This is a genomic window from Pseudomonas cichorii (assembly GCF_018343775.1).
Taxonomy (GTDB): Bacteria; Pseudomonadota; Gammaproteobacteria; order Pseudomonadales; family Pseudomonadaceae; genus Aquipseudomonas; species Aquipseudomonas cichorii.
Map to the genome: position 1 here is coordinate 3,644,396 of NZ_CP074349.1, position 24,887 is coordinate 3,669,282.

Annotated in this window: 22 protein-coding genes; 3 read left to right on the plus strand and 19 right to left on the minus strand. The window is 57.2% G+C overall.

The genetic code is table 11. From position 1 onward, the window contains the following. Positions 1-84: 84 nt before the first annotated feature. From sucD to sdhC, 9 genes are all read right to left on the minus strand, one after another. Positions 85-969 carry a succinate--CoA ligase subunit alpha gene (gene sucD / locus KGD89_RS15230; protein ID WP_025260628.1) on the minus strand — a complete coding sequence of 295 codons (885 nt, stop codon included), beginning with the start codon at positions 967-969 and terminating at the stop codon, positions 85-87. Next, on the minus strand, positions 969-2,135 hold the full coding sequence (sucC, locus tag KGD89_RS15235) for an ADP-forming succinate--CoA ligase subunit beta (RefSeq protein WP_025260629.1): 1,167 nt from the start codon (positions 2,133-2,135) through the stop codon (positions 969-971). The genes sucD and sucC overlap by 1 nt, the downstream gene beginning before the upstream one ends. Before the next feature lie 208 nt (positions 2,136-2,343). Then, positions 2,344-3,780: a dihydrolipoyl dehydrogenase gene (lpdA, locus tag KGD89_RS15240; protein WP_025260630.1), complete on the minus strand. Its 1,437-nt coding sequence runs from the start codon at positions 3,778-3,780 to the stop codon at positions 2,344-2,346. A gap of 169 nt (positions 3,781-3,949) precedes the next feature. After that, positions 3,950-5,176 (minus strand): 2-oxoglutarate dehydrogenase complex dihydrolipoyllysine-residue succinyltransferase, encoded by a 1,227-nt coding sequence (gene odhB, locus KGD89_RS15245; RefSeq protein ID WP_025260631.1) that lies wholly within the window; start codon positions 5,174-5,176, stop codon positions 3,950-3,952. A 41-nt stretch (positions 5,177-5,217) separates the two neighbouring features. After that, complete coding sequence (locus KGD89_RS15250; protein WP_025260632.1) at positions 5,218-8,049, minus strand: 2-oxoglutarate dehydrogenase E1 component; 2,832 nt, start codon at positions 8,047-8,049, stop codon at positions 5,218-5,220. 259 nt (positions 8,050-8,308) lie between these two features. Next, positions 8,309-9,013, minus strand: coding sequence for a succinate dehydrogenase iron-sulfur subunit (locus tag KGD89_RS15255; RefSeq protein WP_025260633.1), 705 nt, complete (start codon positions 9,011-9,013; stop codon positions 8,309-8,311). Between the two features lie 11 nt (positions 9,014-9,024). Beyond that, the gene (gene sdhA / locus KGD89_RS15260; protein ID WP_025260634.1) at positions 9,025-10,797 is read right to left on the minus strand and encodes a succinate dehydrogenase flavoprotein subunit; all 1,773 of its coding nucleotides are present in this window, start codon (positions 10,795-10,797) and stop codon (positions 9,025-9,027) included. A 3-nt stretch (positions 10,798-10,800) separates the two neighbouring features. After that, on the minus strand, positions 10,801-11,169 hold the full coding sequence (gene sdhD, locus KGD89_RS15265; RefSeq protein WP_025260635.1) for a succinate dehydrogenase, hydrophobic membrane anchor protein: 369 nt from the start codon (positions 11,167-11,169) through the stop codon (positions 10,801-10,803). Then, positions 11,163-11,537, minus strand: coding sequence for a succinate dehydrogenase, cytochrome b556 subunit (sdhC, locus tag KGD89_RS15270; RefSeq protein WP_025260636.1), 375 nt, complete (start codon positions 11,535-11,537; stop codon positions 11,163-11,165). The genes sdhD and sdhC overlap by 7 nt, the downstream gene beginning before the upstream one ends. Before the next feature lie 364 nt (positions 11,538-11,901). On the opposite strand from sdhC, the gene gltA reads away from it, so the two are divergent. Further along, positions 11,902-13,191, plus strand: coding sequence for a citrate synthase (gene gltA, locus KGD89_RS15275; protein ID WP_025260637.1), 1,290 nt, complete (start codon positions 11,902-11,904; stop codon positions 13,189-13,191). A 59-nt stretch (positions 13,192-13,250) separates the two neighbouring features. Here gltA and KGD89_RS15280 read toward each other — a convergent pair whose 3' ends face one another. The 9 genes from KGD89_RS15280 to KGD89_RS15320 form a co-directional block, all read right to left on the minus strand. Continuing rightward, complete coding sequence (locus KGD89_RS15280) at positions 13,251-13,856, minus strand: START domain-containing protein (protein WP_025260638.1); 606 nt, start codon at positions 13,854-13,856, stop codon at positions 13,251-13,253. Positions 13,857-13,927: 71 nt separating this feature from the next. Further along, positions 13,928-14,185, minus strand: a complete 258-nt coding sequence (locus KGD89_RS15285; protein WP_025260639.1) for a YkgJ family cysteine cluster protein — start codon at positions 14,183-14,185, stop codon at positions 13,928-13,930. Positions 14,186-14,274: 89 nt separating this feature from the next. Next, a complete protein-coding gene (locus KGD89_RS15290) occupies positions 14,275-14,925 on the minus strand; it encodes a translation initiation factor 2 (protein WP_074569012.1) in 651 nt (216 codons plus the stop codon). Positions 14,926-15,023: 98 nt separating this feature from the next. Further along, positions 15,024-16,463 (minus strand): aminotransferase-like domain-containing protein, encoded by a 1,440-nt coding sequence (locus tag KGD89_RS15295; protein WP_025260641.1) that lies wholly within the window; start codon positions 16,461-16,463, stop codon positions 15,024-15,026. 219 nt (positions 16,464-16,682) lie between these two features. Further along, positions 16,683-17,498: an OmpA family protein gene (locus KGD89_RS15300; protein ID WP_025260642.1), complete on the minus strand. Its 816-nt coding sequence runs from the start codon at positions 17,496-17,498 to the stop codon at positions 16,683-16,685. Then, a complete protein-coding gene (locus KGD89_RS15305) occupies positions 17,495-17,848 on the minus strand; it encodes a DUF4398 domain-containing protein (protein WP_025260643.1) in 354 nt (117 codons plus the stop codon). The genes KGD89_RS15300 and KGD89_RS15305 overlap by 4 nt, the downstream gene beginning before the upstream one ends. A 10-nt stretch (positions 17,849-17,858) precedes the next feature. Further along, on the minus strand, positions 17,859-18,689 hold the full coding sequence (locus KGD89_RS15310; protein ID WP_025260644.1) for a substrate-binding periplasmic protein: 831 nt from the start codon (positions 18,687-18,689) through the stop codon (positions 17,859-17,861). A 103-nt stretch (positions 18,690-18,792) separates the two neighbouring features. Further along, positions 18,793-19,722 (minus strand): electron transfer flavoprotein subunit alpha/FixB family protein, encoded by a 930-nt coding sequence (locus KGD89_RS15315; protein WP_025260645.1) that lies wholly within the window; start codon positions 19,720-19,722, stop codon positions 18,793-18,795. Continuing rightward, positions 19,723-20,472 carry an electron transfer flavoprotein subunit beta/FixA family protein gene (locus KGD89_RS15320; protein ID WP_025260646.1) on the minus strand — a complete coding sequence of 250 codons (750 nt, stop codon included), beginning with the start codon at positions 20,470-20,472 and terminating at the stop codon, positions 19,723-19,725. It lies immediately after the preceding gene. Between the two features lie 519 nt (positions 20,473-20,991). Between KGD89_RS15320 and KGD89_RS15325 the strand changes: the two genes are divergently transcribed. Next, complete coding sequence (locus KGD89_RS15325; RefSeq protein ID WP_025260647.1) at positions 20,992-22,647, plus strand: electron transfer flavoprotein-ubiquinone oxidoreductase; 1,656 nt, start codon at positions 20,992-20,994, stop codon at positions 22,645-22,647. Positions 22,648-22,711: 64 nt separating this feature from the next. Here KGD89_RS15325 and KGD89_RS15330 read toward each other — a convergent pair whose 3' ends face one another. Beyond that, complete coding sequence (locus KGD89_RS15330) at positions 22,712-23,617, minus strand: AraC family transcriptional regulator (RefSeq protein ID WP_025260648.1); 906 nt, start codon at positions 23,615-23,617, stop codon at positions 22,712-22,714. 177 nt (positions 23,618-23,794) lie between these two features. Here KGD89_RS15330 and KGD89_RS15335 point away from each other — a divergent pair, with 177 nt between their 5' ends. Continuing rightward, positions 23,795-24,847, plus strand: a complete 1,053-nt coding sequence (locus KGD89_RS15335; protein WP_025260649.1) for an NAD(P)-dependent alcohol dehydrogenase — start codon at positions 23,795-23,797, stop codon at positions 24,845-24,847. The last annotated feature ends 40 nt before the right edge of the window (positions 24,848-24,887 follow it).

Genomic DNA, 24,887 nt, shown 5'->3' on the forward strand with positions numbered 1-24,887 from the left:
GCCTGGAATATGAAGTGACGACCCAGACGCACAAAGGCCACCCGAAGGTGGCCTTTGTTGAAGCATCAATCCGTCAGCCGAAGCTTACTTCTTGACTTCCCAACCAGTCAGCTCAGCCAGGGCTTTGCCGATGTCTGCCAGGGAACGCACGGTTTTCACGCCAGCGTCTTGCAGTGCAGCGAATTTCTCGTCTGCAGTACCTTTACCGCCGGAGATGATTGCACCTGCGTGGCCCATGCGCTTGCCCGGAGGAGCAGTCACACCAGCGATGTAGGAAACAACCGGCTTGGTCACGTTTGCCTTGATGTAGGCAGCCGCTTCTTCTTCAGCCGAACCGCCGATCTCACCGATCATGACGATCGCTTCGGTCTTCGGGTCTTCCTGGAACAGTTTCAGGATGTCGATGAAGTTGGAGCCCGGGATCGGGTCACCACCGATACCGACGCAGGTGGACTGACCGAAACCGGCGTCAGTGGTCTGCTTCACAGCTTCGTAGGTCAGGGTGCCGGAACGCGACACGATACCGACCTTGCCTGGCAAGTGAATGTGACCTGGCATGATGCCGATCTTGCACTCGCCCGGAGTGATGACGCCTGGGCAGTTAGGGCCGATCAGGACTACACCCAGCTCGTCGCACTTGACCTTGGCTTCCAGCATGTCGATGGTAGGAATGCCTTCGGTGATGCAGACGATCAGCTTGATACCGCCGAAAGCTGCTTCAAGGATGGAGTCCTTGCAGAAAGGAGCCGGAACGTAGATGACCGATGCGTCAGCGCCAGTAGCCGCTACAGCTTCTTTCACAGTGTTGAACACTGGCAGGTTCAGGTGAGTAGTGCCACCCTTGCCTGGAGTCACGCCGCCAACCATTTTGGTGCCGTAGGCAATGGCTTGTTCGGAGTGGAAGGTACCTTGCGAACCAGTGAAACCCTGGCAGATAACCTTGGTGTCTTTATTGATCAGAACGCTCATTACTTGCCCTCCGCAGCTTTGACAACTTGTTGAGCAGCGTCGGTCAGGCTGGTAGCCGCGATGATGTTCAAACCGCTTTCTGCCAGTACTTTAGCGCCCAGCTCAGCGTTGTTGCCTTCAAGGCGAACAACAACCGGGATTTTAACGCCGACTTCTTTCACTGCACCGATGATGCCTTCGGCAATCATGTCGCAACGAACGATGCCGCCGAAGATGTTGACCAGTACTGCTGCGACATTGGTGTCGGACAGAATGATCTTGAACGCTTCGGTAACGCGCTCTTTGGTAGCACCGCCACCCACGTCAAGGAAGTTGGCTGGCTTGCCGCCATGCAGGTTGACGATGTCCATGGTACCCATGGCCAGACCGGCACCGTTGACCATGCAGCCGATGTTACCTTCCAGCGCTACGTAGTTCAGTTCGAACTTGGCAGCGTGAGCTTCGCGCGGATCATCCTGGGATGGATCGTGGAAAGCCTTCAGCTTTGGCTGACGGTACATGGCGTTGGCATCGATGTTGATCTTGGCGTCCAGGCAGTGCAGATCGCCGTCAGCCTTGATTACCAGCGGGTTAACTTCCAGCAGGGCCAGATCGTGGTCCTGGAACAGTTTGGCCAGACCGATGAAGATCTTGGCGAACTGGGCAACCTGCTTGCCTTCCAGACCCAGCTGGAAAGCCAGCTCGCGACCCTGGAATGGCTGAGCGCCAACCAGTGGATCGATGGTGGCCTTGAGAATCTTTTCAGGAGTGTCGTGAGCGATCTTCTCGATGTCCACGCCACCTTCGGTGGAAGCCATGAACACGATACGACGGCTGGAACGATCGACTACAGCGCCCAGGTACAGCTCTTTGGCGATGTCAGTGCAGGATTCAACCAGGATCTTGGTCACTGGCTGACCGTTGGCGTCGGTCTGGTAAGTCACCAGACGCTTGCCCAGCCATTGCTGTGCGAAAGCTGCTGCGTCTTCTTTGCTGCGAACCAGCTTGACGCCGCCCGCTTTACCGCGACCACCAGCGTGAACCTGGGCCTTGACGACCCACTCGGTACCACCAATCTTGTCGCAAGCTTCTGCTGCTGCTTCGGGGGTGTCGACTGCGTAGCCTTTGGATACTGGCAGGCCGTATTCAGCGAACAGCTGCTTACCCTGATACTCGTGAAGATTCATGCTTATTACCGTCTTCGTTTAGGTACTGCGCATTCGGTGCTGCACATTCATTGTGCCGCACCACCTGTGACCGCTACTCCTGGAAGGCTCCAGGGTGTCATTCAACACACCTGAAGCCGCCTGAGAGGTCGAGTCCGGCGGACTTTCCGCGGTGAGTCTTGCTCGCAAGGCTCACGACGGGCAGTCCGTCGTGGTTTCTCTTGTTGTCTTAGCGTTTTTTACGGTTCTGGATGTGGATGGCACCGCCATTCACAGCCAGGGCCGCTTCGTGAAGCGCTTCGGACAAAGTCGGGTGCGAGAAGACCATCATGCCGATGTCTTCTGCACTGCTACCGAATTCCATTGCAATCGCGCCCTGCTGTACCAGCTCGGCAGCGCTTGGACCAATGACGTGAACGCCCAATACGCGGTCGGTCTTGGCATCGGCGATGATCTTGACGAAACCGCCGGTGTCGTTGGCTGCCATGGCACGGCCACTGGCTGCGAACGGGAAGGTGCCGACGTTGACTTCAACGCCTTCGCTCTTCAGGGTCTGCTCGGTCTTACCAACCCACGCGATTTCCGGGTGAGTGTAGATAACCGAAGGAATCAGGTTGTAGTTCATCTGGGCCTTGTGACCCTTGATGCGCTCGACAACCATGATGCCCTCTTCCGACGCCTTGTGCGCCAGCATCAGACCACGAACCACGTCACCGATGGCGTAAACGCCCGGTACGCTGGTGGTGCAGTAGTCGTCGACATAGATGAAGCCACGCTCATCCAGATCCACGCCGCTGTCGGCAGCCAGCAGGTCGGTGGTCACAGGACGACGACCAACGGCAACGATCAGGCGATCGAAAGTGATCGACTGTTCGCCAGCGGCGTCGGTGTAGCTGACCACAACTTCTTCGCCATTGACCTTGGAACCGGTCACGCGAGCGCCCAGTTTTACGTCCAGGCCTTGCTTGGTGAAGGTTTTCAGCGCTTCCTTGGAAACGGCTTCGTCAGCTGCCGGGATGAACTTGTCCAGAGCTTCCAGAACCGTTACCTGAGCACCCAGGCGAGCCCATACCGAACCCAGCTCCAGACCGATAACGCCAGCGCCGATCACGCCCAGACGTTTTGGTACTGCCTGGAATTCCAGGGCGCCGGTGGAGTCGACGATGACTTTCTGGTCGACCGGAGCCGGTGGAATGTCGATCGGACGCGAACCGGAAGCCAGGATCACGTGTTCGGCTTCGATGATTTCAACGGTGCCGTCAGCAGCGGTCAGCTCGACCTTCTTGCCGGCCAGCAGTTTGCCGTGGCCTTGCAGAGTGGTCACGCCGTTGGCCTTGAACAGGCTGGAAACGCCGCCAGTCAGGTTCTTGACGATGGTGGACTTGCGGCCAACCATTGCAGGAACGTCGATGGAGACGTCAGAAGTCGAAATACCGTGAACGCCGAAGCCGTTCTTGGCTTCGTAGAATTTCCAGGAGCTGTCCAGCAGAGCCTTGGAAGGAATGCAACCAACGTTCAGGCAGGTACCGCCCAAGGCCAGTTTGCCTTCCTTGTCCTGATACTTCTCGATGCAGGCAGTCTTGAAACCAAGTTGCGCAGCCTTGATGGCGGCAACATAACCGCCAGGGCCTGCGCCAATCACTACCACGTCGAATTTCTGGGACATAAAAAAGATTCCTTTTAGCTGCGAGCTTCAAGCTGCAAGCTGCAAACCGATCAGTGGCTTTCCACGCAACCGGCTTGCAGCCCTTCATTAGATGCTACCTGCGAGCCCCGGGCCATACGCCAAACTGCTTTTTCTTGCAGCTTGCCGCTTGCAGCCCGGAGCTGCTCCATCAGATATCCAGCAGCAGACGAGCCGGATCTTCCAGCAGGTTCTTGATGGTAACGAGGAAGGTTACCGCTTCTTTACCGTCGATCAAACGGTGATCGTACGACAGAGCCAGATACATCATCGGACGAATCACAACCTGACCATTGACCGCCATAGGACGCTGCAGAATGTTGTGCATGCCCAGAATCGCGGCTTGTGGCGGGTTGACGATCGGAGTCGACATCATCGAACCGAAGGTACCACCGTTGGTGATGGTGAAGGTACCGCCTGTCATCTCGTCCAGGGACAGTTTGCCGTCACGAGCCTTCTTGCCGAAGGTGGCGATGCCGCCTTCGATTTCAGCCAGGCTCATCAGCTCGGCGTTACGCAGAACCGGTACGACCAGACCACGATCGCTGGAAACGGCAACACCGATGTCGGAGTAACCGTGGTAAACGATGTCGTTGCCATCGATCGAAGCGTTGACTGCCGGGAAACGCTTCAGCGCTTCGGTAGCGGCCTTGACGAAGAACGACATGAAGCCCAGGCGCACGCCATTGTGGGACTTCTCGAACAGGTCCTTGTACTTGGAGCGCAGAGCCATGACTTCGGTCATGTCCACTTCGTTGAACGTGGTCAGCATCGCCATGTTCGACTGGGCTTCGACCAGACGCTTGGCAACGGTGGCACGTACGCGAGTCATCGGTACACGCTTCTCGACGCGGTCGCCAGCAGCCAGCACAGGAGCAGCAGCGGCTGCAGCAGGCTTGGCAGCAGGAGCTGCGGCCGGTGCGGATTTCTTGGCTTCAACAGCGGCAACCACGTCTTCCTTGGTTACGCGACCGTCCTTGCCAGTGCCTTTGACGCTGGCCAGATTGATGCCGTTTTCTTCAGCCAGCTTGCGAGCGGCAGGCGCTGCAATTGCATCTTCGTCAGCAGCCGATGCAGCGGCCTGGGCCGGTGCAGCAGCAGGAGCCGCGGCGGCAGGCGCAGGAGCAGCCGATGCGGTAGCACCGGCATCCAGGGTTGCAATCACTTCGTTGGACAGGACGATGTCGCCCTCGCCTTTCACGATCGATGCCAGCACGCCGTCTGCTTCGGCCAGGACTTCAAGTACAACCTTGTCAGTCTCGATATCGACCAGCAGCTCGTCACGTTTTACCGCTTCGCCCGGTTGCTTGTGCCACTTGGAAATGGTGCCGTCGGCAACGGATTCCGGGAAAGAGGGGGCTTTGATCTCGATAGCCATTATCTGTAATTCCTTAATTCGGTTTCTAATGCTCGAAGGCGTTAAACAGTGAAGGCATCTTGCAGGAGTTTTTCCTGCTGCTCGGCATGCATCGAAGCATAACCACAAGCTGGCGCTGCAGAAGCATCACGACCGGCATACTCGAGAACGAGGCTGCGGTTATGGTTGCTCATGCTGCGACGCAAGTGGTGCTGACTGCTGTACCAGGCACCCTGGTTCATCGGCTCTTCCTGACACCACACTACGTTCTGCAGGTTGGTGTAAGGCGCGATCGCTTCCATGAGATCGTCTTCAGGGAACGGATACAGCTGTTCGATACGTACGATTGCGATGTCTTCTCGGCCTTCGGCACGGCGTTTTTCCAGCAGGTCGTAGTAGACCTTGCCGCCACACAGAACCAGACGGGTCACTTTGGCCGGATCGAGCGCATCGACTTCCGGGATCACGGTCTGGAACGAGCCTTCGGCCAGTTCTTCCAGAGTCGAGATCGCCAGTTTGTGGCGCAGCAGCGACTTTGGCGTCAGCACGATCAGCGGCTTGCGCAGCGGACGAATGACCTGACGACGCAGCAGGTGGTAGATCTGCGCCGGCGTAGTCGGCACACACACCTGAATGTTGTGCTCGGCACACAGTTGCAGGTAACGCTCAAGACGTGCGGACGAGTGCTCAGGCCCCTGCCCTTCATAACCGTGAGGCAACAGCATGGTCAGACCGCACAGACGGCCCCACTTGTGCTCGCCACTGGTGATGAACTGGTCGATGACCACTTGCGCGCCGTTAGCGAAGTCGCCGAACTGGGCTTCCCAGATGACCAGAGCGTTAGGCTCGGTGGTCGAGTAGCCGTATTCGTAAGCGAGTACCGCTTCCTCGGAGAGGAACGAGTCGTACAGGTCAAAACGCGGCTGACCGGCGAACAGGTTCTTCAAAGGAATGTAGGTGCTTGCGTCTTTCTGGTTGTGCAAGACGGCGTGACGGTGCGAGAACGTACCGCGACCGATGTCCTGACCCGTCATGCGGATCGGGTGACCTTCGAACGCCAGGGTCGCGTACGCCATGGTTTCGGCGTAACCCCAGTTGATCGGCAGGCCGCCGGCTTGCATCTTCTGACGGTCTTCGTAGATCTTCTGGACCTGACGCTGAACGACGAAACCTTCTGGCAGTTCCATCAGCTTGGCAGACAGTTCCTGCAAGGTCTTGAGATCGAAACGGGTGTCGTGACGCGCAGTCCAGGCATGGCCCAGGTACGGACGCCAGTCGACGAACAGTTCCTTGTTCGGCTCCTTGACCAGGCTTTTCACAACGTGCTGACCATTGTCCAGCGCATTGCGATAGTCGTCGATCTTGGCCTGCACACGCTCTTCAGTGAGAACACCGGTCTTGATCAGTTGCTCGGCGTACAACTCGCGAGTCGTGCGCTGCTTGGTGATCTGCTGGTACATCAACGGCTGGGTGCCGCTAGGCTCGTCCGCTTCGTTGTGACCGCGACGACGGTAGCAGACCAGGTCGATCACGATGTCACGCTTGAACTGCATGCGGTAATCGATAGCCAGCTGGGTCACGAACACCACGGCTTCCGGGTCATCGCCATTCACATGGAGAATCGGAGCCTGGATCATCTTGGCAACGTCGGTGGCGTACTCGGTGGAGCGCGAGTCCAGCGGGTTGCTGATGGTGAAACCAACCTGGTTGTTGATGACGATATGGATCGTGCCGCCAGTCTTGAAGCCGCGGGTCTGCGACATCTGGAAGGTTTCCATGACCACGCCCTGACCTGCAAACGCAGCGTCACCGTGGAGGGAAATCGGCAGAACCTTGTCACCGTCCGGATCGTTGCGACGATCCTGACGCGCACGCACGGAACCCTCGACCACCGGAGAAACGATTTCCAGGTGGGACGGGTTGAATGCCATGGCCAGGTGAACTTCACCGCCTGCGGTCATTACGTTGGAAGAGAAACCCTGGTGATATTTCACGTCACCGGAGCCCAGCTCCACTTTCTTCTTGCCTTCGAACTCGTCGAACAGCTCGCGCGGGTTCTTGCCGAAGGTGTTGACCAGCACGTTCAGACGGCCACGGTGGGCCATGCCGATCACGACTTCCTTGGTGCCGTAGGAGCCGGAGCGCTGGATCAGCTCGTCCAGCATCGGAATCAGGCTTTCGCCGCCTTCCAGACCAAAGCGTTTGGTGCCTGGGTATTTGGTGCCCAGGTATTTTTCCAGACCTTCAGCGGCCGTAACACGCTCAAGCAGATGACCCTGGATTTCAGCAGAGAACGCAGGACGGCCACGCACGCTTTCAAGACGCTGCATGAACCAGTTGCGTTGCTCGGAATCAACGATGTGCGTGAACTCCGAACCGATGGTGCGACAATATGTCTGCTGCAACGCTTCGAGAATTTCGCGTAGGCTCGCTTCCTCTTTGCCGATGAACAGGTCGCCGGCACGGAAAGTCGTATCAAGATCGGCATTGGTCAAGCCGTAGTGATTGATCGACAGATCGGCCGGGGCAGGACGCTGCCACAGGCCCAGCGGATCGAGCTGGGCAACCTGATGGCCGCGCATACGATATGCCTGGATCAGTCGCAATACTTCAACTTGCTTCTTCTCGTGCTCGCTGCTCACGCTTCCGGCAGATACCGGCTGGGCGCGGCGCTGGTTTTTGGCCAGCAACACGAAATGATCGCGAATCGTGGAATGCGATACATCGGTGGCAGAGTTGCCGTCTGCTGGCAACTTCTGAAAGTAGGTGCGCCATTCTTCTGGCACAGCGTTAGGGTCGTGCAGGTAGAGCTCATAAAGCTCTTCCACATAGGCAGCGTTACCACCGGAAAGGTGGGCACTGTTCCACATGCGCTGCATCACGCTTTCTTGCATGCTTGGTCACCCTCGGTAAGGGGACACCACCGGCGAAGACGCCATAGCAAACATGAAACAGTCGTGTGCAGCGACCATATCAAGTCACTAAGGATCACGCAGATAGCCCGGGTACCAGCCCGGATGCCCCTGCTGGTCTCATTTCTTCAAAAGAAGAGCGGCAGCCTTGCGAGCCACTGCTCAGGTTAAAGCCACGACGCCGGTTGAAGCCTGCGCCGCGGCTACTTTACGTGCAACGGTATTGCGGTACTGCGATAAATCAGACGCCGCTTTGCAGAAGCATGTTACGTACGTGGCCGATTGCCTTGGTCGGGTTGAGACCTTTAGGGCAAACGTTCACGCAGTTCATGATCCCGCGGCAGCGGAAAACACTGAACGGGTCATCAAGCGAAGCCAGACGCTCTGAAGTCCGGGTATCACGGCTGTCAGCCAGGAAACGATAGGCTTGCAGCAGTGCAGCCGGGCCCAGGAACTTGTCCGGGTTCCACCAGAAGGACGGGCAGGAAGTCGAGCAGCAAGCGCACAGAATACACTCGTACAGACCATCCAGCTTCTCACGCTCTTCCGGAGTCTGCAGACGCTCGATGGCCGGAGCCGGAGTATCGTTCTGCAGGAAAGGCTTCACCTTCTCGTATTGCTTGTAGAAGATGCTCATATCCACTACCAAGTCACGAATAACCGGCAAACCAGGCAGTGGGCGCACTACCAGCTTGTTATTCTTGACCACGGACGACAATGGAGTGATGCAGGCAAGACCGTTCTTGCCGTTGATGTTCATGCCATCGGAACCACACACGCCTTCGCGGCAGGAGCGACGGTACGAGAAACCTTCATCCTGTTCCTTGACCAGAGCCAGCACGTCAAGAACCATCAGGTCCTTGCCACCGGTATCGACCTGGAACTCCTGCATGAACGGCGCAGCGTCCTGATCAGGGTTGTAACGATAAACACTGACTTGCAACATATCGGTCACCCTTAATAAGTCCGAATCTTAGGCTCAAAAGTCGGAACAGTTTTTGGCGAGAAGTTCACGGCACGCTTGGCTACGCGCTTGTCACCCGGGAAGTACAGGGTGTGGCACAGCCAGTTTTCGTCATCGCGATCTTCAAAGTCTTCACGGGCGTGGGCGCCGCGCGATTCCTTACGATGTTCTGCAGCAATCGCCGTGGCTTCGGCAACTTCCAGCAGGTTTTGCAGTTCAAGCGCTTCGATACGAGCAGTGTTGAATGCCTGGCTCTTGTCGTTGATCTTGACGTTGGCGATGCGTTCACGCAGACCAGCCAGTTGGGCAATACCCTTCTGCATGTATTCGCCGGTACGGAATACACCGAAGTAGTTCTGCATGCAGCTTTGCAGCTCTTTACGCAGCGAAGCGACGTCTTCACCGGCAGTACGCTCGTTGAGGCCGGACAGACGCGCCAGGGCAGCGTCAACATCGGACTCGGAGGCACGACGGTAGTCGACACCTTCACGCAGGCTCTGCTCCAGGTGCAGGCCGGCAGCGCGACCAAAGACCACCAGATCGAGCAGCGAGTTGCCGCCCAGACGGTTGGCGCCGTGCACGGATACGCAAGCCACTTCACCTACAGCGAACAGACCAGGAATGATCTGATCGGTGCCAGCAGCGTCCTGAGTGATCGCCTGACCGTGAATGTTGGTGGCGATGCCGCCCATCATGTAGTGGCAAGTCGGAACAACCGGGATCGGAGCCAGAGCAGGATCGACGTGAGCAAAGGTCTTGGACAGCTCCATGATGCCTGGCAGGCGGCTGTGCAATACTTCTTCACCCAGGTGATCAAGCTTGAGCATCACGTGGTCGCCATCAGGACCGCAACCGTTACCGGCGATGATCTCTTTAACCATGGAACGGGCAACAACGTCACGACCGGCAAGGTCCTTGGCGTTCGGAGCATAACGCTCCATGAAACGCTCGCCGTGCTTGTTGATCAGGTAACCACCTTCACCACGGCAACCCTCGGTAACCAGTACACCTGCGCCGGCAATACCGGTCGGGTGGAACTGCCACATTTCGATGTCCTGAACAGGAACACCGGCACGCAGGGCCATGCCGACACCGTCACCGGTGTTGATCAGGGCGTTGGTGGTGGACGAGTAGATACGACCTGCACCACCGGTCGCCAGTACGGTTGCATTGGCGCGGATGTAGGAGGTTTCGCCTGTTTCGATGCAGATAGCGATGATGCCGACAAAGGCGCCATCCTGGTTCTTCACCAGATCCACTGCATAGTATTCGTTCAGGAATACGGTGCCAGCTTTCAGGTTGGCCTGATACAGGGTGTGCAGCAGAGCATGACCGGTACGGTCGGCAGCGGCGCAGGTACGTGCAGCCTGACCACCTTTACCGAAGTCCTTGGACTGACCGCCGAAAGGACGCTGGTAGATGCGGCCCTGTTCGGTGCGGGAGAACGGCAGGCCCATGTGCTCGAGCTCGAAGACCGCTTCCGGACCTACGGAACACATGTATTCGATAGCGTCCTGGTCACCGATGTAGTCGGAACCCTTGACGGTATCGTACATGTGCCAGCGCCAGTCATCGTTCGGGTCGGCCGAAGCGATTGCGCAGGTAATGCCACCCTGTGCGGAAACGGTGTGCGAGCGAGTCGGGAATACCTTGGTGACAACAGCGGTCTTGTGACCACCCTGAGCCAGCTGCAAGGCAGCGCGCATGCCAGCGCCGCCGCCACCGATGATGATGGCGTCGAAGGAAAGTGTATTTGTGTTAGCCATGAATCAGATACCCCAAAGAATCTGCACGCCCCAGACGAAGTAAGCGAACATCGCAACGCCGCTGACTGCCTGGAAGAGAAAACGAACTGCAGTCGCGGACTTGCCCAGCGCCATTGGCGTCAGGTAGTCGGTCGCGATGGTCCACATGCCGACCCAGGCGTGAGCGCCAAGGGCAACGAAGGCCAACAGACTGAAGATACGCATCCCGTTGTGCGAGAACAGCTCATGCCACTGGGCATAGGTCAGACCAGGGTGAGCGACGAGGTAGCCGATCAGGAAAATGAAATAAGCCGCGAGAACGACCGCTGAAACGCGCTGCGCCATCCAGTCATAGAGGCCCGAACGCGACAGGTTAGTGACGTTGGTTACCATATCCATACTCCCGCCAGGATGATCACCACCACGGAGACGGCGATAACGATTTTCGAGCCCAGTTTCCCGCCTTCCAGCGTTTCACCGACACCCGCGTCCATGATCAGGTGACGAACACCCGCCACCAGGTGATACAGCAGGGCAGACAGCAGCGCCCAGATTACAAACTTGGCCAGCGGGCTGGTCAGACACGCTTTTACTTCACCGAAGGTTTCTTCGGAGGCCAGCGACTTGTCCATTGCATACAGCATGATTGCAATACCGACAAAGAGGATGACACCGGAGATACGGTGAAGGATGGACGTGTAAGCAGTGACTGGGAGCTTGATGGTCCTTAGGTCTAGATTTACAGGTCGTTGGCTTTTCACGGCTTTTTTTTCACACTGAAGAGCCCCTAACAATCAGGGCAAGTTGTTGGGAAGTGCACTGGTCAGGTACCCACCACCCAGGAAGTGACAACCCCCTCAAAACGGGCCAAAAAGCCCTTGGCGGTCGGACGCCGAGTATAGACAGTTAGGGAACTAATGACAACGCGCAGACTTGCAGCCAATAGCGGATTGCGCGGATTGAATAAAAGGCGTAAACGGCAGCAATGGCTTGAAGAAACATCGACATAAAGGCCTTGCGGAACACGACTTTAGGCAAATTGACTTTAGAATTTATCTAACTATAGTGGTGCGGGCCCTGCGTGGGGGGCCTGTCTGATGATTTGAAGCATAAATAGGAGGCCACATGGCTGACAAAAAAGCGCAGTTGATCATCGAGGGCACAGCCCCCGTCGAGCTGCCCATACTGACCGGCACCGTGGGTCCTGACGTGATCGACGTGCGCGGACTTACCGCCACCGGCCGCTTCACATTCGACCCCGGATTCATGTCGACCGCCTCTTGCGAGTCGAAGATCACCTACATTGATGGTGATAACGGCATTCTGCTGCACCGCGGTTATCCGATCGAGCAACTGGCCGAACAGTCCGATTATCTGGAAACCTGCTACCTTCTGCTCAATGGCGAACTGCCAACCAGCGAACAGAAAGCCCAGTTCGTTGCCGTGGTCAAAAACCACACTATGGTCCACGAGCAGCTCAAGAGCTTCTTCAACGGCTTCCGCCGCGACGCCCACCCGATGGCTGTCATGTGTGGCGTAGTCGGTGCCCTGTCCGCGTTCTACCACGACTCGCTGGACATCAATAACCCGCAGCACCGCGAAATCTCGGCAGTACGCCTGGTCGCCAAGATGCCGACCCTGGCAGCGATGGTTTACAAGTACTCCATGGGCCAACCCATGATGTACCCGCGTAACGACCTCAGCTACGCCGAAAACTTCCTGCACATGATGTTCAACACCCCTTGCGAGATCAAACCGATCAGCCCGGTGCTGGCCAAGGCAATGGACAAGATCTTCATCCTGCATGCCGACCACGAACAGAACGCTTCGACCTCTACCGTGCGCATGGCCGGCTCGTCGGGTGCAAACCCGTTCGCCTGTATCGCAGCCGGTATCGCGGCACTCTGGGGCCCGGCTCACGGCGGCGCCAACGAAGCCGTACTGACCATGCTCGATGAAATCGGTGATGTCTCCAACATCGACAAATTCATCGCCAAAGCCAAGGACAAGAACGATCCGTTCAAGCTGATGGGCTTCGGTCACCGCGTCTACAAGAACCGCGACCCACGTGCCACGGTCATGAAAAAGACCTGCGACGAAGTACTTCGCGAACTGGGCATCACCAACGACCCACAACTCGAACTGGCCATGCGCCTGGAAGAGATTGCCCTGACCGACCCGTACTTCATCGAGCGCTCGCTGTACCCGAACGTCGACTTCTATTCGGGCATCATCCTGAAAGCCATCGGCATTCCAACCAGCATGTTCACCGTGATCTTCGCCCTGGCGCGGACTGTCGGCTGGATCTCGCACTGGAAAGAAATGCTCTCCAGCCCGTACAAGATTGGCCGCCCACGCCAACTGTACACAGGCAACGTGACACGCGACATCGTTCCACTGGAAGATCGCAAGTAAGCGACCTGCCAACGAAAAGGGCTGCCATTGGCAGCCCTTTTTATTGCGCAATCAAAAATCTACTTCTGCGACCGCTCCTTCAGCGCTTTCAGGGTATTGAACGGCGCATCCACGACAAACTTGTTGGCCACCCAGGACGGCACACTGCCGCCCGGGTCGGTATGCACCTGATAGGTGACTTCTGTCAGATTCGGGCCTTTGGGCACCAGCTTCCAGAAACCCTTGACCTCGGCGACCCGCACAAAACCCTTTTCTTCAGGCAAATAGCTTGATTGCTCATCAATATTGCGGGTCAGGCTGCCATCTGCGCCCTCCTCGCTGGTAATCAGCAGAATCGAATCACGGGGCGTTACGGGCCATGGTGTGTTGAATCGCGTGTAGGTCCAGGCTTTGTTGCCTTCATGCTTAAGCAGCTTCTGTGACTGGCATTCATGAATCCAGGCGCAGGCCCCCACGACATCTTCCTGCAGGGCGCGCAGCTTGGCCACACTGGCATTGATGGTCGTCACACCGCGATAAGCCTTGTACTTGGAGCCCGGCACATCACTCAGGGATACCTTGATCCCCTCCTCGTCCTTGGCCACCTGCCAATCTTCAGCCTGGGCCACACCTGTCAACAACACAGTCAACCCACAGACAACAGCCATGCGATGTAGCGTATTCATTGTTTATTCCTTGTTGTTGATATTCCGCCCAGCGACACTCTTGGTTCAACTGCATCTGATTCAGTTGCAGCTCATGCAACCGCAGTTGCTTTTTCCCACCAGCCAATCAGACGAATAGCCTCGGCCTGATCAACGCCACAAACATCTTGCGCCGCCTTGAACTGACTGCACACAGCAGGCCGCTCGGCCATGCCAAACAGACCACAGAGCAACTCGATGGATAAATGCAGGCAACGCTCACCCGCCGGCTTGCCATCTGGCATGCCCGGAATGGGAGAAGTAATAGACGGAGCGATGCAGCAAGCACCACAACCGGAGCGGCAGTCCATGACCAGACACCCTTGCTGAATATTAAAAGGAAGATTTTAGCGGCTAAAACGGACGTTTCAAAATGCCATATCAGACGAGAAACAGGGCCTTACTGCTTGAATTTGAAATCCAGCGCAGCCCCTTCGATATCGCGACGACTTTCATTGCGCATTTGCAGCTGCATTTCATTGCTCAGCAGGCGCCCATTGAGCTCGAAAGGACTGGGATCAGATGATGACCCCTTGCTGCCAAACATCTGCGGCAGCAAAGGCTTGCGCTTGGCAGTAATCACATTGGCAGGAGGAGAAAGCTCTTTGACCATTTCTGGCGGCAGGCTCAAGTCAAGCTTGGGCTGAGGCAAACGGACATCCTTGACCGAAGCTTTAGCCGTCTTGTTCTTTTCGCGCCTGGCGGTAACAGCAACGGCCTTCTCTTTAGCAGGAGCAGCCTTGACCGCTGGAGTCTTTGCAGCCTCTCTGGAAGCAGGCGATTTAGCGACAGAAACAGGGCGCGGCGGCGTTACCTCCCCCTTACCCGCAACCACAGGAACAACCGGGACACCAGGCTTCAACTCATGCACTGGCGCAGCAGGCCTGGACACTGCCGGCTCAACGGCGGCAGCTGGCGGCTGAACAGCAGGCGCAACAGGCGCAGCCACGCCTGCCTCAACCTTCGGCTTTGGAACCGGCGCGTCTTGAGAGTCGCAAGCGCTCAACAACACAACGACGAACAATCCGAGACAACGAAACGCATTATTCATAATAAGTAAATGGCTGAGGCATAGAGGTCACATGCTGTCCCTTTGAGGCACACCTGACAAGACAAGAGTTCCAACGATGAGACAAAAAACATGTGCGCTCAATAAGCCGGCACAGTTTCTTGACACAATTGTTTGGCCAGCATCCCCAATGTCATCAGCGCACGCTCCGCTTCACGATTCCAGGGCATGCCACAGTTCAGACGAATACAGTGATTGAACTGTTCTGTATTACTGAAAATAAGACCCGGCGCGATACTGATACCCTGCTCCAGCGCCCGCACATGCAATTCCTGGGTATTGACGCGCCCCGGCAAGCTGACCCAGAGAATAAAGCCACCTACCGGACGACTCATCTGAGTCCCCTCGGGGAAGAACTGCTGCACCGCCAACTGGAAAGCACTCAGATTCTTGCGATACTCCAGGCGAATAAAACGCAAATGCCGGTCATAACCACCGTTTTCCAGATAAGCCGCGATAGCCATCTGCGTCACACTGCAGGCTGAATGAGTGCTGAAGGTCTGCAAGCGCTGGATTTCCGCCTGATATTTCCCGGCAATCATCCAGCCAATGCGCACACCCGGCGACAGTGTCTTGGAAAAACTGGAGCAATAAATCACTCGACCAAGGCGATCGAAGGCTTTCAAGGCCTTGGTACGCCCCACTTCAAACATCAGCTCGCCGTACACATCATCTTCAACGATCTGGATATCAAAGTCCGATGCCAGTCGCAGCAGGTTCTTCTGCCGCTCTTCCGGCATGGTGCCACCCAGCGGATTACTCAAGCGTGCGGTCAGCACCAAAGCCTTGATCGACCACTGGTTGGCCGCCAGCTGCAGAGCCTCCAGGCTAATACCCGTCGATGGGTCACTGGGAATCTCGATGACCTTGAGCCCCAGCAGATCCGCCAGTTGCAGCAGACCGTAATAAGCCGGTGACTCGGCCGCGATCAGGTCGCCGGGCTGCGTCAGCACCCGCAGGGCCATTTGCAGGGCATCGACGCAACCGTGGGTAATCACCACTTCATAAGGATCTACCACAACGCCCGCATCACGCATGCGGATGGCAACCTGTCTGCGCAATGGCTCGAAACCGGGGCTGAACATATAACTGAACGCCCGAGGGCTGTGAAAGCGCGTCACCTTGGCCAGTTGCTGATGCAGGGCACGGACCGGCAGATAATCCACGTGCGGCACCGCTGCCCCGAGGGCAAACACACCTTCACGACGAGATTCTTCAAGCACCTGCTGGATGATGCTGCTGCGGGTCACCAGACCTGGACGCTCCACTCGCGCAATATCTGGCGTCGATGCCGTCAGCGCAGGTGTCTGATGCACGTAATACCCGGACTGCGGGCGAGCCCGGATCAGGCCCTGATCTTCAAGATTGGCGTAGGCCTGCAATACCGTTGCATGGCTGACATTGAGCTGCGAACTCATTTTGCGGACCGATGGCACACGCTCGCCGGGCTGATAGACGCCCCGGCGGATGTCTTCCGCCAACTGCTGAGCGATGCGTTGATAAAGCAAAAGATTGGTCATGACACAGCCTCGAACCGACCCGCAATTTGTTTTTGTAGGGGAGATGATAGCCTAAAGACCGGAACAGTCGAAAAGTGTACGGGGACAGTTTCTCTTCAGGCCCATCATTGTGCGCTCTGACAAAAAATATTGTCGGGTAAAGATGCCAAGTTCACGGCTTTTTAAGCCAAAAAAAGCCCGGGGCCGTTTCCGACGCCGGGCTTTTTTTCAGATTTTTTCTTACCGGGCAGCGCCTAGCTGGCCCTTGTCGTCGGAAAAGACGATTTCTACACGACGATTTTGTGCTCGCCCACGCTCGGAGGCGTTCACATCGACCGGATATTGCTGACCATAACCCTCGACCTGAATGCGCTTGTCGTCAACACCCAGGTCGATCAGCACATCGGCGACCGACTGTGCGCGATCACGGGACAGTTTCAGGTTTTCCTGCCGGTCACCGGTACTGTCGGTGTAGCCTTCGATCCTTACCGTGCGGCGAGGATTGAGCAACAGGAACTGTACGACTTTGAGCACCGTGCGATTGGCAGAGCTTTTCAGTTCGGCATGCCCCGGATCGAACAGCACATCGCCCAGGGTCATGACCAGGCCACGGTCGGTCTGCGTAGTCGCAAGGCTGAGTATCTGATCTTCCAGCCACTTGCCATGCTGCTGCGCACTGGCCAGCTTGGCCTCGCGCAACGCCAGTTGCAGGCGTTGACGCTCCATCTCCAGTTTGGCCAGTTGCTCCTGGGCCAGCATCAGGTTGCTGTGCTCACGGGCAATCTCGCTGTACCGGGTACTCAGGTAGGCGTAATGACTGACATCGGCTCCGCTGCCCAGATAACTCGACAGGCGCTCTGCCCTCGCCAGCGATTCGCCTGAACGGATCACGTCCTTGGGCGCACTGCGCAGTACATTCGGGTCTTCTTTCACTTTCTGGAAATCTGTACCGGCCTGACGCAGCGCCTGCTCACTGTCCTGATGACTCGCACAACCAGACAGGCCTGCAACGCCCAGCAAAAGGCATCCGCTCAATACACGGGTAACACGGTTCATTGAGCTTCCCCCAACTGTTTGCGCAGACGATTGAGGCGAACATTCAACTGATTGATCTGCTCCTGACTTTTCAGGGTCAACACCCTCGCTTCCGCCAGGCGCGCATCAAGCTCGGCACGCTCGGCGTTCATGCGCGCATCCTTGTAGGATTTATCGGCCATGTCGGCACGTGCCTGGGCAAATGCGGATTGCGCATTGACCAGTTCGGGCTGCTCATCGCTGGCGCCGACGGCCTTGGCCTGCTCCAGAGCCTGCTCGGTCAGCTTGAACTGTTCGGTCGGTGCCGGATCGCTGGCACAACCGACCAACGTGGCGATGGCCATGAATGCAACTAAAGGGCGAATACTCACAAAAACATTCCTACTTGTTTGGGACGCTGGTGCTGGCAGGTTGCAGCAACTGAGCTTTCCACACATCCAGATTGCGCTGGATAGCTTCACCCGCAAGGCCCGAAGACGCCAATTCTGTCATCTTTTTCACCAACTGTCCGCGCAACCATGGATCGTTACAGGCCGAATTCACTGATAACGCCAGATACAGGCCCGGTTTATCAAGGGGTTCAGGCTGAGCGACCAGATCAGACGACAAGCCAAGGGTTTGCATCATGACCATGCCTGCATAGCGTCCAGCCAGTACATATTCGACCTGCCCCAGCGCCAGTTTCTGAAAGGCCAGGGTCAGATTGGGCAAGCGCTCCAGCGTCAGGTGTTCTTTAGCCGTTGCCTCGAATGACTGGGTAAGACGAGTCCTTTCAGAGATAGCGCCCGACCGCCCGTGCAGGTCGGCGAGAGAACTGAAGGGCAAGGCACGATCGTGACGGGTCCAGACCAGGATTTCATTGTGGGTGATTGGCGGCTGGATATAGTCGAACGAATCAAGCTGAGCCTGATTCAGTGGCGCATCGACCAGCATGTCCATACGACCGGTGCGCGCCTCTTCCAGCGCCTGGCTGCGCTTGCCCGCATACAGAAACTCGACATCCAGATCCAGAGAATCGGCCGCCCGCCTGAGCAGGTCGGCATTGGCACCCATCAAGTGCCTTGGGTCCTGCGGATCGCGCCACAGGTAAGGCGGTGTATCCGGGCTGCCGGTGACGATCAGTCGCTCGCACTTGCCTGCCGCCGATGCAAACGACGGCAGCACCATCAGCCCCAGAAGAAGCGAAGACAAAAACAGCCTTGGCTGGCCCATGAATAATCCTTTTTCAGCACAACAAAAAACCCGTTCACTCAGGCCACGCACCCTGTCAAGGACAGGTATGCACGGCCGGATTGAACGGGTTCTCGAAACTGGTTTAAACCAGCTTTTCCAGCTCAGGCACCGCTTCAAACAGATCAGCCACCAGACCGTAATCAGCCACCTGGAAGATCGGAGCTTCTTCGTCCTTGTTGATCGCGACGATCACCTTGGAGTCCTTCATGCCCGCCAGATGCTGGATCGCACCGGAAATACCCACCGCGATGTACAACTGAGGAGCAACGATCTTGCCGGTCTGCCCGACCTGCATGTCGTTGGGCACGAAACCGGCATCGACCGCGGCGCGGGATGCGCCCACCGCAGCACCCAGCTTGTCCGCCAGGGCGTACAGGTGCTTGAAGTTATCGCCGTTCTGCATGCCGCGACCGCCGGAAACGACGATTTTGGCAGCGGTCAGTTCTGGGCGATCGGACTTGGCCAGCTCTTCGCCAACGAAGGAGGACTTGCCTGCATCATGAGCAACAGAGACAGCTTCGACCGCAGCCGAACCACCTTCTGCAGCGACCGGATCGAAACCGGTCGCACGGACGGTGATGACCTTGATCGACGCACTCGATTGCACGGTGGCAATAGCGTTACCGGCGTAGATCGGACGCTTGAAGGTGTCAGCCGATTCAACCGAAACGATTTCGGAGATCTGATCCACATCCAGCTGTGCTGCAACGCGAGGCAGGATGTTTTTGCCATTGGAGGTCGCAGCCGCCAGAACATGGCTATAGCCAGTTGCCAGCTCGACGACCAGCGGTGCTACGTTTTCCGGCAACTGATGCGCGTAGGCAGCATTGTCGGCAACCAGTACCTTGGTAACGCCCGCGATCTTTGCAGCAGCTGCGGCGACAGCACTTACGCCGGAACCGGCCACCAGGACATTGATATCGCCACCGATCTTCTGGGCAGCGGCAATGGTGTTCAGCGTGGCTGGAGCCACAGCTGCATTGTCATGTTCAGCGATAACCAGGATCGTCATTTAGATTACCTTCGCTTCGGTTTTCAGTTTTTCGACCAGTTCGGCCACCGACTTCACTTTGATACCGGCGCTACGTGCTGCCGGCGCTTCAACCTTGACAGTCTTGTTGGTCGAAGCGGTGGAAACGCCCAATGCATCCGGGGTCAGCGTTTCAAGCGGCTTTTTCTTGGCCTTCATGATGTTGGGCAGCGAAGCATAACGTGGCTCGTTCAGACGCAGGTCTGTGGTCACGATAGCCGGCAGGCTCAGGGATACGGTTTGCAGACCACCGTCGATTTCGCGGGTCACGGCAACCTTGTCGCCCGACACTTCGACCTTGGAAGCAAAGGTACCTTGCGGGTAACCGCTCAGGGCAGCCAGCATCTGGCCAGTCTGATTGTTATCGCTGTCGATGGCCTGTTTGCCCAGGATCACCAGTTGTGGCTGCTCCTTGTCGACAACAGCCTTGAGCAGCTTGGCCACGGCCAGGGAGGTCAGGTCCTCGGCAGACTCGACCAGTACGGCACGGTCGGCACCCAGCGCCAGAGCAGTACGCAGCTGCTCCTGAGCGGTGGTCGGGCCGATGGTGACCACGACGATTTCGCTGGCCACGCCCTTTTCTTTCAGGCGGACAGCCTCTTCCACAGCAATTTCGCAGAAGGGGTTCATGGACATTTTGACGTTGGCAAGATCGACGCCGGAGTTGTCCGCCTTGACGCGAACCTTGACGTTGTAGTCGACCACTCGTTTGACAGCTACAAGAACCTTCATGGATTCCTCACTCTCCGGTGAAAAGAAAGTCGCCCGGAATGACCAGGCGATCGATAGGTGTGTCCTCAACAAGCAATCGCTTCAGTGCAGGCATCGGGGCTGTTTATCAGAACAGCCGCCAAAAAACCGTATATAAGGCCAGATCACACCCATCAAGCGCCTCAAGGGTGTGTAAAATGCGCCGCGCGCGATGGCCGGACTGCCTGCACTACGCTCACCTGATACCTTTTCGGAGGTTTCATTGAACCTCGCTTCAGCCTACGGCGAGCGCAAAACCGCCCGTATCTTGACCGCAACGCCTTTTCCGGTCAATACGACAGATCGGCCAGTCCTGAGTCTCGCGTCTTTGATTTATCTGGCCTGCGGCCAATTCAAACGAACGTTTGTATTGGACCTGCAAAGTGGTGTAGATATAATGCGCTCCTTAATAAAGACGGGCAGGCATCTCACGCCTCCGCACGTCGGCCTGTACGCTTCATATAAAAAAATACCGTGAGCCTTGAGAGTAGGAGATAGCCTGTGGAACGCGAATACATGGAATTCGACGTCGTCATCGTCGGAGCCGGCCCTTCCGGGCTTTCTGCCGCGTGCCGTCTTAAACAGAAGGCAGCCGAAGCGGGCCAGGAAATCAGCGTCTGCGTGGTAGAAAAAGGCTCCGAAGTCGGCGCACATATTCTGTCCGGCGCGGTATTCGAACCTCGCGCCCTGAACGAGCTCTTCCCGAACTGGCAAGAACTTGGCGCGCCACTCAACACGCCGGTCAAGCGTGATGACATCTATATGCTGCGCAGCGCCGAAAAGTCCGTGAAAGTACCGGACCTGTTCGTGCCCAAGACCATGCACAACCAGGGCAACTACATCATTTCCCTGGGCAACCTGTGCCGCTGGCTCGCCCAGCAGGCCGAAAACCTGGGTGTCGAGATCTATCCGGGCTTTGCCGCCCAGGAAGCCCTGTTCGACGAAAACGGCGTGGTACGCGGGATCATCACCGGCGACCTGGGCGTTGACCGCGAAGGCAATCCGAAAGAAGGCCTGTACACCCCGGGCATGGAACTGCGTGGCAAGTACACCCTGTTCGCCGAAGGGTGCCGCGGCCATATCGGCAAGCAACTGATCAAACGCTTCAACCTCGACAGCGAAGCCGATGCCCAGCACTACGGCATCGGCCTGAAGGAAATCTGGGAAGTCGATCCGGCGAAGCATGAGCAAGGACTGGTGGTGCATACCGCTGGCTGGCCGCTGGACGACGAGAACATGGGCGGCTCTTTCCTGTATCACCTGGAAAACAATCAAGTGGTCGTCGGTCTGATTATCGACTTGTCCTACAGCAACCCTTACCTGTCGCCTTTCGACGAATTCCAGCGTTACAAGCACCATCCGGTCATCAAACAGTACCTGGAAGGCGGCAAACGCATCAGCTACGGCGCCCGCGCCATCTGCAAGGGCGGCCTGAATTCCCTGCCGAAAATGGTTTTCGCGGGCGGCGCACTGATCGGTTGCGACCTGGGCACCCTGAACTTCGCCAAGATCAAGGGCAGCCACACAGCCATGAAGTCCGGCATGCTGGCTGCAGAGTCGGTGGCCGACGCCCTGCTCTCAGGCAAGGAAGGCGGCGATGTGCTGACTTCTTATGTAGACGCCTTCAAGGCCAGCTGGCTGCATGAAGAACTGTTCGCCAGCCGTAACTTCGGCCCGGCGATGCACAAGTTCGGCGCGGTCATGGGCGGTGCATTCAACTTCATCGACCAGAACATTTTCGGTGGCAAGATCCCGTTCACCTTGCACGACACCAAGCCGGACTATGCCTGCCTCAAGCTGGCAGCCGACTCGAAGAAGATCGACTACCCCAAACCGGATGGCAAGCTCAGCTTCGACAAGCTCAGCTCGGTATTCCTCTCCAGCACCAACCATGAAGAGGAACAACCTTGCCACCTGAAGCTGACCGATCCGAGCATTCCGATCACCAGCAACCTGCCGCTTTATGACGAACCTGCCCAGCGTTACTGCCCGGCTGGCGTTTATGAAGTGATTACCCAGGAAGATGGCGAGAAACGCTTCCAGATCAACGCCCAGAACTGCGTGCACTGCAAGACCTGCGACATCAAGGATCCTGCGCAGAACATCACCTGGGTGGCGCCGGAAGGGGCTGGCGGGCCGACTTATCCGAATATGTAGGGAACAACAAGCTGCAAGTTTTTAGCGGTAAGCTGCAAGAAAGCCCCTTTTGGGGCTTTCTTGTTTATGCAGGAATGCGCAGGTAGGTACTTTCTTCCACGGGATTGCGCTCGAAGTAGCGTTTGTATTCGCGGCTGAACTGGGATGTGCTCTGGTAGCCGACAGCGAGCGCAACCTGGGCCACGCCCATTCCCTGGGCGACCAGCATGTGCTGGGCCTTGAGCAGGCGCAGGCGCTTGAGGTACTGCACGGGCGACAATAAGGTGCTGCGCTTGAAATGCTCATGGAAGGTCGAGGCACTCATGTTTGCCTGACGTGCCAGGATGTCGATATTCAAAGTCTCGGCATAATGGCTGTGCAGGTAAGCCAGAGACGCTGCGACACGGGCGAAATGGCTCTGCTGCGCAACCAGCGCCCGCAATACACCCGCCTGAGGGCCGCGCAGGGCCGCATAGAGCACTTCCCGCAACCGTGACTGGCCCATGACGTGACAATCCAGCGGATCATGCAGGCAGCGCAGCAACCGCTCCACACTCTCACGCATCGACGCATCCAGCACAGCAGATGTCATTGATTCAGGCGTTTGTGCCTCGATGGTGTGATCAGGCACCGGTCCCATCAACTGCACCAGTTCGCCCAGCATGACCCGGTCAATCGCCACCGAAACACCGAGCAATGGCGCTTGAGGCGTGGCAAAGGTTTCGCACATGAACGGCACGGAAAGCGCCTGCACCAGATAGTGTCCGGCACCGTAATCCAGCGTGCGCGACCCCAGACTGGCCAGCTTGCCGCCCTGAGCGACGATCATCAGGCTCGGCTCATAAATCTGCGGGCTGCTGGCCACATACTCATAGGCCGAGACCACCTTGACCTCCGGCAATAACGTCGTCACAAATCCGGGACTCGTGGCCAGAGGCTTTATCAAGGAAACAAGAGTGGCATTGGCATCATGGGGATGAAGTCGCGACATGGAACACCAGGTAGAGAATCAGACATGTGCATCATCGCAGAAATGAGCGTTTCAGCCATGGACGATTAACCATATCCGGAGAAATAGGCATGACTCGCGGAGGAATGCTCATGGCCCTCAGCGCCCGGTCCCCGGAAAATAGTCACCACTATTCACCCTTGATCCGCGAGGAACATCATGTACAAAGCTATCGGTTACGCCGCCCAGTCCGCCACCGCTCCCCTCGCCCCCATGACCTTTGAACGTCGCAGCCTGCGAGCCAACGACGTTGCCATCGAAATTCTCTACTGCGGCGTCTGCCACTCCGACATTCACCAGGCCCGCAACGAATGGGGCATTGCCGTCTACCCGCTGATGCCGGGCCACGAGATCGTCGGCAAGGTCACAGCCACCGGCCCGGACGCTGGCAAATATAAAGTGGGCGATCTGGTGGGCGTCGGCTGTATGGTCGACTCATGTCAACAGTGCTCGGCCTGCCAGTCCAATCTGGAGCAGTACTGCCTGGAAGGTCCAACCATGACCTACGCCACACCTGACCGCGTGGACGGCAGCAACACCATGGGCGGCTACTCCAGCAGCATTGTGGTTCGCGAAGAGTTCGTGGTCAGCATCCCGGAAAAACTCGACCTGGCGGCTGCCGCACCGATTCTCTGTGCAGGCATCACCACCTACTCGCCTCTCAAGCACTACGGCGTAAAAGCGGGCGACAAGGTCGGGATTCTCGGCATGGGCGGCCTGGGCCATATGGGGATCAAGTTCGCCAAGGCCATGGGCGCCGAAGTCACCCTCTTCACCCGCTCGGCATCAAAAGCCCAGGAAGCCCGTCGCCAGGGTGCGGATCATGTGATCGTCTCCACCGACGCCGAACAGATGAAAGCCGCCGCAGGTCGCTTCGACTTCCTGCTGGACACCATTCCTGTGCAGCACGACCTGAACCCCTACCTGGAAACCCTGAGTTTTGACGGCGTCCATATTCTGGTCGGCCTGATCGAGCCGGTAGAACCGCCAATCCACGCCGCCCATCTGGTCATGAAACGTCGCGTGATCGCAGGTTCCCTGATCGGCGGGATTGCAGAAACCCAGGAAGTGCTGGACTTCTGCGCGGCAAATGACATTACCTGCGATATCGAAATGCTGGATATCCGCAATATCAACGAGGCCTACGAGCGCATGCTCGCGGGTGACGTGAAATACCGCTTCGTGATTGATATGGCGACTCTGCAAGCGTAACCCCCGCAGGAGCGAATTCATTCTCGAATGAATTCGCTCC

What these genes read in the sequence shown, in the direction of transcription:
- KGD89_RS15300 (WP_025260642.1), bottom strand. Translation starts at nt 17,498, where the DNA reads ATGAACCGTGTTACCCGTGTATTGAGCGGATGCCTTTTGCTGGGCGTT.
- odhB (WP_025260631.1), bottom strand. Translation starts at nt 5,176, where the DNA reads ATGGCTATCGAGATCAAAGCCCCCTCTTTCCCGGAATCCGTTGCCGAC.
- KGD89_RS15330 (WP_025260648.1), bottom strand. Translation starts at nt 23,617, where the DNA reads ATGTCGCGACTTCATCCCCATGATGCCAATGCCACTCTTGTTTCCTTG.
- KGD89_RS15320 (WP_025260646.1), bottom strand. Translation starts at nt 20,472, where the DNA reads ATGAAGGTTCTTGTAGCTGTCAAACGAGTGGTCGACTACAACGTCAAG.
- sdhA (WP_025260634.1), bottom strand. Translation starts at nt 10,797, where the DNA reads ATGGCTAACACAAATACACTTTCCTTCGACGCCATCATCATCGGTGGC.
- sdhD (WP_025260635.1), bottom strand. Translation starts at nt 11,169, where the DNA reads ATGGTAACCAACGTCACTAACCTGTCGCGTTCGGGCCTCTATGACTGG.
- KGD89_RS15335 (WP_025260649.1), top strand. Translation starts at nt 23,795, where the DNA reads ATGTACAAAGCTATCGGTTACGCCGCCCAGTCCGCCACCGCTCCCCTC.
- KGD89_RS15285 (WP_025260639.1), bottom strand. Translation starts at nt 14,185, where the DNA reads ATGGACTGCCGCTCCGGTTGTGGTGCTTGCTGCATCGCTCCGTCTATT.
- KGD89_RS15255 (WP_025260633.1), bottom strand. Translation starts at nt 9,013, where the DNA reads ATGTTGCAAGTCAGTGTTTATCGTTACAACCCTGATCAGGACGCTGCG.
- lpdA (WP_025260630.1), bottom strand. Translation starts at nt 3,780, where the DNA reads ATGTCCCAGAAATTCGACGTGGTAGTGATTGGCGCAGGCCCTGGCGGT.
- KGD89_RS15315 (WP_025260645.1), bottom strand. Translation starts at nt 19,722, where the DNA reads ATGACGATCCTGGTTATCGCTGAACATGACAATGCAGCTGTGGCTCCA.
- KGD89_RS15295 (WP_025260641.1), bottom strand. Translation starts at nt 16,463, where the DNA reads ATGACCAATCTTTTGCTTTATCAACGCATCGCTCAGCAGTTGGCGGAA.
- KGD89_RS15310 (WP_025260644.1), bottom strand. Translation starts at nt 18,689, where the DNA reads ATGGGCCAGCCAAGGCTGTTTTTGTCTTCGCTTCTTCTGGGGCTGATG.
- sucD (WP_025260628.1), bottom strand. Translation starts at nt 969, where the DNA reads ATGAGCGTTCTGATCAATAAAGACACCAAGGTTATCTGCCAGGGTTTC.
- KGD89_RS15250 (WP_025260632.1), bottom strand. Translation starts at nt 8,049, where the DNA reads ATGCAAGAAAGCGTGATGCAGCGCATGTGGAACAGTGCCCACCTTTCC.
- KGD89_RS15290 (WP_074569012.1), bottom strand. Translation starts at nt 14,925, where the DNA reads ATGAATAATGCGTTTCGTTGTCTCGGATTGTTCGTCGTTGTGTTGTTG.
- sucC (WP_025260629.1), bottom strand. Translation starts at nt 2,135, where the DNA reads ATGAATCTTCACGAGTATCAGGGTAAGCAGCTGTTCGCTGAATACGGC.
- KGD89_RS15280 (WP_025260638.1), bottom strand. Translation starts at nt 13,856, where the DNA reads ATGAATACGCTACATCGCATGGCTGTTGTCTGTGGGTTGACTGTGTTG.
- gltA (WP_025260637.1), top strand. Translation starts at nt 11,902, where the DNA reads ATGGCTGACAAAAAAGCGCAGTTGATCATCGAGGGCACAGCCCCCGTC.